The sequence below is a fragment of the Streptomyces sp. NPDC028308 genome (genome assembly GCF_055565855.1).
Genome location: NZ_JBVHTO010000008.1, coordinates 327,973 through 340,484 on the forward strand (window position 1 = coordinate 327,973; position 12,512 = coordinate 340,484).

Annotated in this window: 12 protein-coding genes; 7 read left to right on the forward strand and 5 right to left on the reverse strand. The window is 71.4% G+C overall.

What is annotated here, in order from left to right; translation table 11 throughout:
* Positions 1–7: 7 nt before the first annotated feature.
* A complete protein-coding gene (locus ACZ4VA_RS20370) occupies positions 8–1,759 on the forward strand; it encodes a ThuA domain-containing protein (RefSeq protein WP_452921013.1) in 1,752 nt (583 codons plus the stop codon).
* 182 nt (positions 1,760–1,941) lie between these two features.
* On the opposite strand, the gene ACZ4VA_RS20375 is transcribed toward ACZ4VA_RS20370, so the two are convergent.
* The gene (locus tag ACZ4VA_RS20375; protein WP_356169956.1) at positions 1,942–3,360 is read right to left on the reverse strand and encodes a lipase family protein; all 1,419 of its coding nucleotides are present in this window, start codon (positions 3,358–3,360) and stop codon (positions 1,942–1,944) included.
* A gap of 21 nt (positions 3,361–3,381) precedes the next feature.
* Positions 3,382–4,980, reverse strand: coding sequence for a GMC oxidoreductase (locus tag ACZ4VA_RS20380; protein WP_468082300.1), 1,599 nt, complete (start codon positions 4,978–4,980; stop codon positions 3,382–3,384).
* A gap of 269 nt (positions 4,981–5,249) precedes the next feature.
* Between ACZ4VA_RS20380 and ACZ4VA_RS20385 the strand changes: the two genes are divergently transcribed.
* From ACZ4VA_RS20385 to ACZ4VA_RS20400, 4 genes are all read left to right on the forward strand, one after another.
* Positions 5,250–5,897 (forward strand): TetR/AcrR family transcriptional regulator, encoded by a 648-nt coding sequence (locus tag ACZ4VA_RS20385; protein ID WP_468082301.1) that lies wholly within the window; start codon positions 5,250–5,252, stop codon positions 5,895–5,897.
* Positions 5,898–6,125: 228 nt separating this feature from the next.
* Positions 6,126–6,278 (forward strand): hypothetical protein, encoded by a 153-nt coding sequence (locus tag ACZ4VA_RS20390; protein WP_468082302.1) that lies wholly within the window; start codon positions 6,126–6,128, stop codon positions 6,276–6,278.
* 12 nt (positions 6,279–6,290) lie between these two features.
* Positions 6,291–6,608, forward strand: coding sequence for a GNAT family N-acetyltransferase (locus tag ACZ4VA_RS20395; RefSeq protein WP_468082358.1), 318 nt, complete (start codon positions 6,291–6,293; stop codon positions 6,606–6,608).
* Between the two features lie 283 nt (positions 6,609–6,891).
* Positions 6,892–7,788 carry a GNAT family N-acetyltransferase gene (locus ACZ4VA_RS20400; RefSeq protein WP_468082303.1) on the forward strand — a complete coding sequence of 299 codons (897 nt, stop codon included), beginning with the start codon at positions 6,892–6,894 and terminating at the stop codon, positions 7,786–7,788.
* Between the two features lie 134 nt (positions 7,789–7,922).
* On the opposite strand, the gene ACZ4VA_RS20405 is transcribed toward ACZ4VA_RS20400, so the two are convergent.
* A complete protein-coding gene (locus ACZ4VA_RS20405) occupies positions 7,923–8,432 on the reverse strand; it encodes a GNAT family N-acetyltransferase (RefSeq protein WP_468082304.1) in 510 nt (169 codons plus the stop codon).
* Between the two features lie 87 nt (positions 8,433–8,519).
* Positions 8,520–9,299: an SDR family NAD(P)-dependent oxidoreductase gene (locus ACZ4VA_RS20410; RefSeq protein ID WP_355793211.1), complete on the reverse strand. Its 780-nt coding sequence runs from the start codon at positions 9,297–9,299 to the stop codon at positions 8,520–8,522.
* A 295-nt stretch (positions 9,300–9,594) separates the two neighbouring features.
* Here ACZ4VA_RS20410 and ACZ4VA_RS20415 point away from each other — a divergent pair, with 295 nt between their 5' ends.
* Positions 9,595–10,449 carry a class II glutamine amidotransferase gene (locus tag ACZ4VA_RS20415; RefSeq protein WP_355793213.1) on the forward strand — a complete coding sequence of 285 codons (855 nt, stop codon included), beginning with the start codon at positions 9,595–9,597 and terminating at the stop codon, positions 10,447–10,449.
* Between the two features lie 59 nt (positions 10,450–10,508).
* Here the strand turns inward: ACZ4VA_RS20415 and ACZ4VA_RS20420 are convergent, their stop codons facing one another.
* On the reverse strand, positions 10,509–11,177 hold the full coding sequence (locus ACZ4VA_RS20420; RefSeq protein WP_388904885.1) for a TetR/AcrR family transcriptional regulator: 669 nt from the start codon (positions 11,175–11,177) through the stop codon (positions 10,509–10,511).
* Positions 11,178–11,318: 141 nt separating this feature from the next.
* Here ACZ4VA_RS20420 and ACZ4VA_RS20425 point away from each other — a divergent pair, with 141 nt between their 5' ends.
* Positions 11,319–12,467, forward strand: coding sequence for an FAD-dependent oxidoreductase (locus tag ACZ4VA_RS20425; protein ID WP_388904884.1), 1,149 nt, complete (start codon positions 11,319–11,321; stop codon positions 12,465–12,467).
* Positions 12,468–12,512: the final 45 nt, after the last annotated feature.

A 12,512-nucleotide genomic window follows, 5' to 3' on the forward strand; every position in this document is an offset into this window, starting at 1 on the left:
GACGCAGATGCGCACCCATCTCACAGCGGTTCTCGGGCTGTTCGCCGGCGCCGCACTCTGTTCCGCTCCGCAGGCCGCGGCCCTGCCCGCCGTCGGCACGAGCGCCCACACGCAAGCGGTCACCCGCGTGGCCGCCGACCCGGCGTACAAGATCCTCGTCTTCTCCCGGACCGCGGGTTTCCGCCACGACTCGATCGACGAGGGCATCACGGCGCTGCGGGACCTCGGCACGGCGAACAACTTCACCGTCGACGCCACCGAGGATCCGCAGACCTTCACCACGGCCAACCTGGCCCAGTACAAGGCGGTCGTCTTCCTGTCGACGACCGGTGACGTCCTGGGCGCCGCCCAGCAGACCGCCTTCGAGAGCTACGTCCAGGGCGGAGGCGGGTACGTCGGTATCCATGCCGCCGCGGACACGGAGTACGACTGGCCCTTCTACGAGGGGCTGGCCGGCGCGCTCTTCCGCTCCCACCCGGCCGTGCAGTCCGCCACCGTCCGCGTCGAGGACCGGGCGCACGACGCCACCGCCCATCTGGGCAGGACCTGGCAGCGCACCGACGAGTGGTACGACTACCGCACCAACCCCCGCGCCACGGCCCATGTGCTGGCCTCGCTCGACGAGTCCAGTTACACGGGCGGTTCCATGGGCGGGGACCATCCGATCGCCTGGTGCAAGGACTACCGCGGCGGCCGGGCCTTCTACACCGGGGGCGGTCACACCGAGGGCTCGTACGCCGAGGCGGCGTTCCGCAGGCATCTGCTCGGCGGCATCCGCTGGGCGGCGGGGATGACGCGGGCGGACTGCCGGCCGGAGAACGGCTACACGTCCCTGTTCGACGGGTCGGGCACGACCGGCTGGCAGCAGGCGGGCCCCGGCGGTTTCGACCTCGCCGACGGCACCCTCACCTCGCACGGCGGGATGGGCATGCTCTGGTACTCCGCCAAGGAGTTCACCGGGGACTACTCCCTCAAGCTGGACTGGAAGGCGAGCGGCGACGACAACTCCGGTGTCCTGCTGGGCTTCCCGGCCTCCTCCGACCCGTGGTCGGCGGTCGACAACGGCTACGAGGTCCAGATCGACGCCACCGACACCGTCGACCGCACCACGGGAGCCGTCTACGGGTTCAAGTCCGCCGACATCGCCGCGCGTGACGCCGCGCTCAACCCGCCGGGGCAGTGGAACACGTACGAACTACGGGTCACCGGGGAGCGGTTGGAAATCTTCCTGAACGGCAGCAAGATCAACGATTTCACCAACACCGATCCGGCGCGGAGCCTGAAGCAGGGCCACATCGGCATCCAGAACCACGGGGACGGCGACGAGGTGGCCTTCCGCAACATCCGCATCAAGCAGGGCGACACCCAGCCCGGTCCGCGCTCGGGGCCGGTGAAGGGCGTCAACGGCAAGTGCCTGCAGGTGGAGAACGCGGGCACGGCCGACGGCACCCGGGCGCAGCTGTGGTCGTGCGACGGTTCGGCCGCGCAGAAGTGGTCGGTGCCGGGCGACGGAACGCTGAAGGCGCTGGGCAAGTGCCTGGACGTGTCGGGCGGCGGAAGCGCCGACGGTACGCGCGTCCAGCTGTGGACGTGCAACGGGACCGGCGCGCAGAAGTGGGCGCCTCAGTCGGACGGCACGGTCCGCAACCCGCAGTCGGGCAAGTGCCTGGACGCCTCAGGCAGCACCTGGAACGACGGAACGCCGGTCCACCTGTGGACCTGCCACACCGGACCCAACCAGAAATGGACCCTGCCGTGATGCCGGTAGGCCGTTGAGGCCGTCCGGCTGGTGACCTTCAGCCCCGCTCACATCTGTGAGCGGGGCTGAACGCGTCCGCGACCGCCGGTGCCACCGACGCGCTCAACTCAACCGACTTCACGGCTACTTGGCGGTGTAGCCGACGAGGCGCACGTCGAACGAGCGGAGGCACGCCCGACCGGTCAGGGTTGCAGCGGCATGGTCCAGCAGTTGGAGGTCGTGGGCTTGCCCGAGAGCCGGTCGGTCAGCCAGGAGATCGCGTCGCCCTGGTCGGTGAGCAGGGGGACGAGGTGGTTGGTGAGGATCTTGTCGCCGAGGTTGGGCAGCCGGATGGGCTCGTAGGTGACGTCGCCGCCCTTGCGGCACCAGTCCACGGCGAGTTGCCGGGCCTGGCCGTGGGGAACGATGTCGTCCTGGACGCCGGTGGCCACGCGCACCGGGCCCGTGGGTTCGAGCCGCCCGATGCGCTGCTTGTCCAGCGCGGCCTTGGCACGCGGCTCGGCGGCGATGACGTCCCCGACGGACCTGCCGTCGTTGGTCCACTTGTTGCTCTTGGTGAAGCCGTAGCCGAACAGCGCGTCACCCACGCACATGGTCGAGGCGTCCTTCAGCGCGGCCTTGCCGGTGGCGCTGATGTTCGCCTCGACGACCGCGCGCAGGTCGGGGTCGGCCTGCGCGAAGCCGTTGATGGACCAGGCGAGCGCGCCGGCCAGGGCACTGCCGTCGATGCCCTTCATGACGGAGGTGAGGTCCGCCGGCGGCGCGCCGGCGTAGGTTCCGACGAGGGGCACGTCGGGTGCGTAGGTGGACTGAAGTTCGGCGGCCGACGCGCTGGCGCCGCCGCCCTGGCTGTAGCCGTACAGGCCGGTCGGGGAGGCCGCGGTGACCGAGGCACCGGGCACGCCACGGGCGGCGCGGGCGGCGTCCAGCAGGGCGTGCCCCTGGTCGAGGCGGTTCACGTAGGTGTGGACGCGGTCGGTGGCACCGAGGCCGACGTAGTCGGTGACGACCACGGCCGCCCCGGTGGCGAGGATGCGGTAGATGGCCAGGGCTTCGTAGCCGACCGACACGGTGTCGCCGTTCAGGGTCAGCGGGTGCTGGAGCGCGAACGAGGGCGCGCACTGGTCGCCCTGCCCCATGGTGCCGGAGGCGACCGCCACGAGCGGGCGCGGGCCGGGCTTGGTCCACGCGGCCGAGGGTTCGATGTAGGCCCCGGTCACGGCGACGGGCTGCCCGGCCGAGTCGGTGGACTTGTACATCAGCCGTGTCGCGGTGCCGGGCATCGGGCGGCCGTCGAGTCCGGGGATGCTCAGCCCGAGCGGCATCGCTTCGGTGCGTATCAACGCGCCGTTGGTGGCGGGCAGTTCGGCCGGCGGGTTGTAGAAGGCGGGGATGGTGACCCCGCGTGAGACGACGGGTTCCGTACCGGCCGCGGACGCCGGTGCGGCCAGCAGGCACGCGCAGACCGTGCCGGTGACGACACCGGCCAGCACTCGCGGTCCGGCAGGGCCGGTACGGCGGGTGCGCTCCGCCGGGGAGGCGGCCTGCGGGACCCGGCCCGGGGTGAGGTCGGAAAGGGATCGGGTTCTCTTGCGGCTCATGGTCGGCTCCTCGCTCGGCGTTCAGATGAACGTGTCGATGTCGTGCGCGGTGATCGCGTCCATCGCCCGCTCGGCGACGGCCGCGATGGTCATGGACGGGTTGCACGCCCCGGTCGTGCCGGGGATCAGGGCGCCGTCGAGCACGTAGAGGCCCCGCTGGCCCCGCACCCGGCCCTCCAGGTCGCACACCGTGCCCATGGACGCGCCGCCCAGTGGGTGCCAGGTGCTGTTGACCAGGGAGTTGGTGTCCGTCAGTACGCCGAGTCCCTTGGCGACGGCCGTGACCCGCCGGTGGAGGTTGCGGTGGCTCGCGGAGTCCCCGCCCCGGGGCCAGTGCAGGGACACCGAGTCGGTGGACGCGTCGTAGCGGAAGCGGCCGCGGTCGGGGCTCACCCCGAAGCCGACCAGCATGGTCGTCCGGGCGTCGATGCCCAGTGGCGGCAGTGACGCCTGGATGACGGTGTTCGCGGTGGCCGGGTCGTCCCACGCCTTGCTTCCGTAGACGACGGGGCCTCCCTGCTCGGCGCCGAAGTCCTCCTGCAGGTTCGTCCAGGCGTAGATGCGGTCGCCGTTGGTTCCCCAGCCTTCGCCGAGTCCGTCGGGGAGGTCGGGCACGGCGCCGGTCGCCTGCGCGCGGACCAGGAGCCTGCTCGTGTTGACGCTGCCGGCTGCCATGACCAGGGCACGGGTCGAGAGGACCTTCTGCTCCAGCACGCGGCCCGAGTCGTCGGTGCGGTCGGCCCACACCTCCCAGCGGCCGTCGGCGGCCCGGGCCACGGAGGTGACGTTGTGGTGGGTCGCGACGGTGACCTTGCCGGTCGCCTCGGCCTGCCGCAGATACGTCACGTCGACGGAGTGCTTGCCTCCGTTGTTGACGCCGAGTGCGCAGTCCCCGTTGGTGTAGGAGGGCTTCATCTCGCCGCGGAGTTCGGCGAGGGCGTAGTCCCAGTCGATCGGCATCGGGATCTTCGCGAGGTCGTAACCGGCTCCGCGCACCCGCTCGGCGAAGACCCGTGCCGCGTAGTAGGTGCGGGCGCCGACGAGTTCGTCGGGTGCCGTCGCGACCTGGAGCATGTGCGCCACGCGGGGGTAGTGGATCCGGTCCATGCGGCCGTAGTCGAGGCGTTCGGGCAGCCAGGTGTTGAACACCGCTTCCGAGGGCTGGAGGGTCATGCCCTGGTAGACCAGCGATCCCCCGCCGACCCCGGCCGCGCAGACGCTGAGGATGTTCTCGCCGAGTACGGGTTCGAGAAGCCCTGTGTAGGGCGCGAAGGCCAGTGGGGTGCCGATCAGCCGGGCGAGCGGCCTGACGGCGGCCGGGAGCGTGCCGTACCAGAGCATCCGTTTGTCGAGGCCGGACACGTGGGGGAAGGTCTCGGCGTTGGGCCCGGTCGGCCACCTGCGGCCGCGCTCCAGGACGGTCACCGGCACGCCGGCCTGCGCGAGGCGGAGCGCCGCCACACCTCCCCCGAACCCCGATCCGATGACGACGACCCGGTGTTCCTCCCTGGTCAGCCGCACGCGGGACGGTGCGGCCGAGGCCGCCGGTGAGGGGAGGAGGCTCGCGGCGGCCAGTCCGGTGGCACCGGCGAGCAGGGCGCGTCTGCTGGGCCTGGGCATGTGGGGCTCCTTGGTCGGATGTGGGGGTGCCGTCCGTGGGGCGGCCGACCGCGCCGTTTCGGCGGGCCGGGCGGGGTTCGCGCAGACCGGACCGCGCCCGTCGCTTGGCAGGGGCATGCCAAAGAGCGGGCGAGACCGCGGCGGTTACTCGCTGGTTACTTACGGCAGAGTAAGTTCGCGTGTCACTCAGTGACAAGACGTCTGCATGCGTCATCTTGCGGCGGCTTCGCTATGCTGCGGCGACCAGAGACCGAGGGCGGGGAGCGAGCGTGCGCAGGACGCCATCCGTGGACCACGGGCAGCCTGCGGCACCGGACGACAGGCCGTCGCTCGCCCAACGGCGCAGGTCCGCCCTCCGCTTCGACATCGCCCGTGAGGCCGTCCACCTGTTCACCACGCAGGGCGTCGGCGCAACGACAGGCGAGCAGATCGCCCAGGCGGTCGGCATCTCCGCCCGCACGCTGTGGCGGCACTTCCCCACCAAGGAGAGCTGCGTACTGCCTCTGCTCACCGCGGGCCTCGACTTCGCCATGGACCAACTGCGGTACTGGCCGACGGACATGGGCCTGCTGGACTTCTTCGAGGACCTCTGCGGGAACGGTGAGATGCCGCCGGCCGCCCCCGTCATCCTCGACCTGATCCGGATGACCTCCACCGACCCGGCACTCCGCGCCGTCTGGCTCCAGGCGCACGACGACGCACTGCCCGTCCTCGCGACGATGCTCGCCCGGCGATCCGGCGCGGACGTCGACGACCTGCGAGTGAAGGTCCACGCCGCGACCCTCAACGGGGCACTGCGCGCCGCCGCCGAGGACTTCGCACGGCGGTACGGGGACGACCCGGACGCGGCCGGCAACGAGATCACCGCCTGCCTCCTCGCCGCCCTGCACGCGGCGTCGGAAGGGCTCCCCTACTGACGCCGAGGTGTCGGGGATGAACCGCGACGCAGGGACCGTCACCGGCAGCCGGAGCCGAACCCGCGCCGCGTGAACGTGATCGCGACTGCGGCGCGAGACGCGAACCGCGTCCCACGGCGGGCCCCTTGCCGTGCCGGACCACTCAGGGCGCGGCGCCTGCAGGCCCTCCGGGACGCGGCCGACAGAAATTCAGGCGCGGCCGAGGCGAGACCACGCGAAACTTGCCGCATGACCACAGACTTCCGCGTACGCCGGGCCGAGGCGGCCGACGCTCCCGAACTGGCGCGGTTGCGCTGGGCGTTCAAGCAGGAGGACTACGAAGCGGACCACGAGGTCGACGCCCCCGCCCCGGTTCACTCCGCGAGGGAGGCCGAGCAGTGAATCCGGGAACGGCTGGGCGACGGACGGTGGTTGGCCTGGGTGGCCGAAAGCGACGGAGTGGCCCGGGGGCACGTCTTCCTCAACCTCGTGGAACGAGTGCCCGAGCCCTATGAGGACAACACACCCCTCGGTTACGTGACGAACTTCTACGTGACCCCCGGGTTCCGCGACCGCGGGTGCGGTGCCGCACTGCTCGACGCCCTGCGCCGGCACGCACGGGCCACGGGCATGGACGTGCTCGTGGTCTGGCCGTCCGAGCGCAGCGCCCCGCTCTACCGACGGGCGGGGTTCCGGCCCCCGGAGGAGCTGCTGGAGGCGCGGGACAGCTGAGACGGTGATTCCGAACCCTTCCAGTCACCGCTGCCGACGGGTCGGGGGCGTCTGCGGCGGCCGCACCGGTCAGCCAAGGGAAGGAGACCGGGACGCGACCGTCGTCAAAAACCGGTGGCCCCGGCTCGCCGTGGGCCGTAAGGTGGGCGCACGCCCTGAGACGGACGGAAGGAGGCGAGTGCCATGCAGTTCACAACGACCCAGCGCTCCCTTTCCGTTGCCCCGGCGTGGCTCGTCTGATCCGACCGGGAGCGCTTCACACGGCATTCTTCCCGGAGGACTCATGACCGACACGGTCATCCACGCGCTCGACGAGCGCGACGCACATCTCTTCGACACCCTGCCCGACCCGCTGAACACGCGGGAGGCACACCGGCGCACCCGCTTCCGCACCGACTGGAAGCGCGTGGCCCTGCGCGACGGAAAGGTCGTCGCCCGTGCCGCCTGGTGGGGTGGCCCCGACGACACCACACCGCTGACCGTCAACTGGTTCGACGTGGCCGAGGGCGAGGAGAAGGCCGGAGCCGAACTCCTGCGCAGCGCACCCTGGCAGGTCGAGCTCGAGATGAACCTGCCCGCCGGCTGGCGCGAGGACCCCGCCCTGCGCACCGCCGCCGAGACACGGTTCACCGCCGCACGGGCGGCGGGATACGAACTCCTGGTGGAGCGCTTCCTGTACCGCTGGACACCCGACTGCGGGCTGCCCGAACGCCCCGGCCGCCTGGAGTTCCGCTCCGAACCGGACGACGCGGTCTTCTTCGACGCGCTGCGCAGCATCCACTCCGTGACGTTGGACGCCCACGCCCTGCGAGCCATCCGCGAAGGCGGCATCGACAAGGCCGCCCAGGAGGAACTCGACTTCTTCAACTGGTGCCCGTCGCCTCGGGAGTGGTGGCAGATCGCTCACACTCCGCAAGGGGAGCCGGTGGGCATCCACATCCCGGCGCGCAACCCGTCGGGCCCTTGCGTCGGATTCATCGGGGTGCTGCCGGAGCAGCGGGGCCGCGGGTACGCCTATGACCTGCTCGCGGAGTGCACCCACTTCCTGGTCGAGCAAGGCGCGGACTTCGTGTCCGCGGCGACGGACCAGGGCAACTTCCCGATGGCCGCCAACTTCGCCAAGGCGGGCTACCCGGTAGTGCGGGAGCGGCTCAACTTCGACTTGGCCGACGCCGGTTGAGACAGCGCACCGTACCGGCCGGGGGTCGCGCCCCCTGCCGGTACGGGCGCGACCCGGGATCACGTACCCGCCATCGCCCGTCACACCGTCCTGGGCGACGGCAAGCGCATCACCACCGCCGCGCCTGCGTGGGACTACAAGCCCTTCACCGCGTGCACCATGCAGACGAGCCGGTCGCGGTCGTCCCAGGACTCGGTGATGGTGAACCCGAACCGCTCGTACAGTGCGATGGCCCCGGTACGCCACTCCCACACCGACAGCCGCACCAGGCCCACGCCGAGGTCTGCGGCGTACGTCAGCGCGGCGCCGACCAGGTCGGAGGCCACGCCCCTCCCCCGGAACGCCGGGTCCGTCCAGAGCCTCTTGATCTCGCAGTGCCCGTCGACGGGAGCGGTCACGACCAGACAGCCCACCGCGGTGGCACCGCTGAACGCCAGCAACACGGCGCCGTCCGCGAAAACGGCCTCAGGACGGACCAGTTCGGCGCGGTAGCGGTCCGGCAGCTCGTCCACGCCGCCGGCGGCCTCACCCTTCTCGGCCTGCGTCCGCAGGTGGTAGGCGGCCAGCAGCTCGGACAGCCCGTCACGGGCGGAGAGGTCCCTGCCAGGCCGGCGGACGACCACCACGGCGTCTTGCGTGTTCATGCGGTGAGCATCGCACGACGCGGGACAGGCGCCCCGCGGCACCCATCGCTCGCTGTACGGCCGGACGGCACCGGCGTCGGCTCCGACTCAGTGCACGGAGAGGCCACCGTCGACGAAGATCGACTGACCGGTGACGTAGCCGGACGCCTGACCGGCCAGGAACACCGCGGCGCCGGCGAAGTCCTGGGCCAGACCGTTGCGCCCGGCCATCGTGCGCTCCGCGAGCGCCGCCACCTTCTCCGGGTCGGACGACAGGCGTTCGTTGAGCGGCGTCATGACGAAGCCGGGCACGAGCGTGTTGCAGGTGACGCCGTGCCGCGACCAGGCCTCCGCCTGTGACCGGGCCAAGGACTCCAGCGCCCCCTTGGAGACGCCGTAGGCGCCGCTCTGGACGAACGCCCGGTGCGCCTGCTGCGAGGTGATGTGGATGATCCGGCCGAATCCGCGCTCGGCCATACCGGGCCCGAACCGCTGGCCGAGCAGATAGGGCGCCTCCAGGTTCACCGCCATGGTGGTGTCCCACACCTCGTCGGTCAGCTCGTCCATCGGCGGCCGCAGGTTGACCCCGGCGCTGTTGACGAGAATGTCGGGCTCGCCGAACACCTCGGCCGCCTGTTCCGCCGCCGCGCGCACGCCCTCGCGGGTGCCCAGATCTGCGCTCACCCAGGCCGCCCGGCATCCCTCCGCCGTCAACTCGTCGACGGTGGCCGTCAGTTCGCGTTCCTTGCGCGCCACGACCACCACGCTCGCACCGGCCCTGGCGAGCGCTCCCGCGATGGCTCTGCCGATACCGGAACTCCCTCCGGTCACGACGGCGACCCGGCCGTCCAGCGAGAAGAGTTCGGAGAGGTAGGCGCTCGATGTCATGTCCGAACCCTAGACGCGAGGGCCATGACGGAATCGCCAGGGGCGGAGGTCCAGAAAGCGCGCCCGCCACACCCTCTCCCGGCGCTCCCACCAGGCACTGCCCGATCCGGCCTTGTCCGTGTGCCGCGCCCGGACGCCGTCCCCGTAAGGCCGCCCCTGTCCCCCCTGTCTCCGGGCCAGAACAAAGGGCGTCCCGGCGTGCCGTCGGCGCACGGCCGGGCGATACTGGGGACTACTCGTCCGACGGCGCCTCTCCTGTGACGGGCCGTTGATCCCAGCAGCGGAGGGATCCAAGATGTGCCGCTGGATCGCCTACTCGGGCACTCCTGTCCTGCTCAGCCAGGTGCTGTTCAAGCCGACCCACTCCCTGATCGACCAGAGTCTGCACTCCCGCATGGGGGTGGAGACGACCAACGGCGACGGTTTCGGCCTCGGCTGGTACACCCTGGACACGGGCGCGACCCCGGCCATCGTGCGGGACGTGGGCCCGGCGTGGAACAACCGCAATCTGCGGGAGGTCGCCCATCACGTCCGCTCGGGCCTCTTCTTCGCCCACATCCGGGCGGCGACCGGGACGGCCGTGCAGCAGTCCAACTGCCACCCCTTCCGGCACGACCGCTGGATGTGGATGCACAACGGGATGATCAACGGTTTCCGTCTCCTCCGGCGTGATCTCGCCGTGGCCGTCGATCCGGAGCTGTACCCCGACATCGAGGGGTCCACCGACTCCGAGCTCATGTTCTACCTCGCCCTCACCTTCGGCCTCACGGAGGACCCACCCGGGGCGGTGGCCCGTATGGCGGCCCTCGTCGAGCGAACGGGCCACGCGCACGGCGTCGAGAATCCCCTCCAGATGACCGTCGCGGTGGCGGACGGCGAGCGGCTGTGGGCGTTCCGCTACTCCAGCGAAGGGCGGTCACGCTCGCTGTACTTCAGCACGAGGGTGGACACCCTGCGCTCCCTCCACCCCGACGTCGGGTTCCTCCGTGAGGTCTCGGAGGAGACGCGTCTCGTCGTGTCGGAACCGCTGGGCGACCTCCCGGGCGCCTGGAACGAGGTCCCGGAGCACAGTTACGTCCTCGTCCAGCCGGGTCACGACGTGATCCGCAGCTTCCGTCCCGAGTTCGAGGGCGACCCGGCCCGAAGCTGAGGAGCGGGCACGGACAGGCGCCGGACCACGGACGTCCGGAGGCCTCCGGAGGAACCGGGCTACGGGCGCGCGGTGATCCCCGCGAGGATGAGGTCGATGCCGGCCGCGAACTCTGCCCGGTCGTCGTGCCGGCGGAGGCGCTCGGCGACGTGCCGGGTGAACGGGTAGCGGTCGGGGTCGAGTGCCTCCCACGCGGTCGCCGTGGCGTCGAGGAACTCGGTGCGGTCCGTGCCCGGCCGCACCGTGCGCGCGTTCGCGGCGTTCTGGCCCGCCACTCCGAGGATGTAGTTCAGCAGCGCGGACGCCGCGGTGAACTGGGCCTCGTCCGGCACCCCGAGCGCCTGGACCTGTCGTCCGAGGCTTTCGAAGACCTGGAGCATGGGCGGCTGCGACGGTGAACTGGCGAGTTGCGTGCCGACCCAGGGATGGGCGTCGATCGCGTCGAACAGGCCCAGTGCGAGGGCGCGGATCGTCTCCTGCGGGGTCGCGGCAGTGTCTCCGACGGTGGTGGCTCCGATGACGGCGTCGGTTGCGGCACCGAGGAGCTCGGCCTTGCCCGTGACGTGCCAGTAGATCGCCCCGGGGCCGGTCGCGAGCCGCTCGGCCAGCGCGCGGAAGGTGAGACCGCCCTCCCCCACCATGTCGAGGAGTTCCACGGCGGTGGTGACGATGCGCTCGCGGGAGAGCGGTTCCTGCCGTCGGTCCGGACGGCGCGTCCTGGTTGCCATGCCGCCATCGTAGACGCTCTGGAACATTGTTCCAGCTTGACAGGTGATGGAACGGTGTTCCACTCTGGGCGTGCTGGAACGTCGTTCCAGACTCCCTCGGTCGGCGCTCGCCCCGGGGTCCGCGATCACGGAGGAAGCACCATGACCACGCACGTCACGATCGTCGGAGCGGGGCTCGGCGGGCTGACGCTGGCCCGCGTCCTGCACGTCCACGGCATCCCGGCGACGGTGTACGAGGCAGAGGCGTCACCGGCCGCGCGTGCCCAGGGCGGCATGCTCGACATCCACGACCACGACGGACAGCGGGCTCTCAAGGCCGCAGGCCTGTACGACCGGTTCCTCGACCTCATCCACGAGGGCGGTCAAGCGATCCGCGTGCTCGACCGGCACGCGACCGTGCTGTTCGACCGGCCCGACGACGGCTCGGGCGGGCGGCCCGAGGTGCTCCGCGGCCGGCTGCGGCAGCTGCTTCTCGACTCGCTGCCCGCCGGCACGGTCGCCTGGGGGCACAAGGTCACCGTGGCCCGGTCTCTGGGCGACGGCCGGCACGAGCTCACCTTCGCCGACGGCTCGAAGGTGACGAGCGGCCTCCTGGTCGGCGCGGACGGCGCGTGGTCACGGGTCCGCCCCCTGCTGTCCGCGGCGCGACCCGAGTACGCCGGCACGGTGTTCGTCGAGACCTACCTGTTCGACAGCGACGAACGCCACCCCGCCAGCGCCGGGGCGGTCGGAGAGGGCTCCATGTTCGCGCTCGCACCGGGCAAGGGAATCGCCGCCCACCGGGAGCCGGACGGCGTCCTGCACACCTACGTCCAGCTCAACAAACCGCGTGAGTGGATCGACGACATCGACTTCACCGACGCCGCCGGAGCCGCGGCCCGGGTCGCCGAGGAGTTCCCCGGATGGGCACCCGAACTCACCGCGCTCATCACCGACGGCGAGACCGCTCCGGTCGCCCGGATCCTGCACTCACTGCCGGGCGACCACCGGTGGGAGCATGTCCCGGGCGTCACCCTGCTCGGTGACGCCGCCCACCTCATGCTGCCCTCCGGCGAGGGCGCCAACATCGCCATGCTCGACGGCGCGGAACTCGCCGACGCCATAGCCGCCCACCCCGACGACACCGAGGCGGCGCTCACCGCGTACGAGGAAGCGCTGTTCCCCCGCAGTGCCGAGGCGGCCGCCGAGGCCGCCGCCCTTCTCCCCCTCTACCTCGACGAGAACGCGCCGCACAGCCTGGTCGACATGTTCACCGGCGCCCGGCAGGGCGGCGACCCGGCAGGTACCTGACGCACGGCCGGAAAGCGCTCGCGTACACGCCCGGAGGGCGCCGCC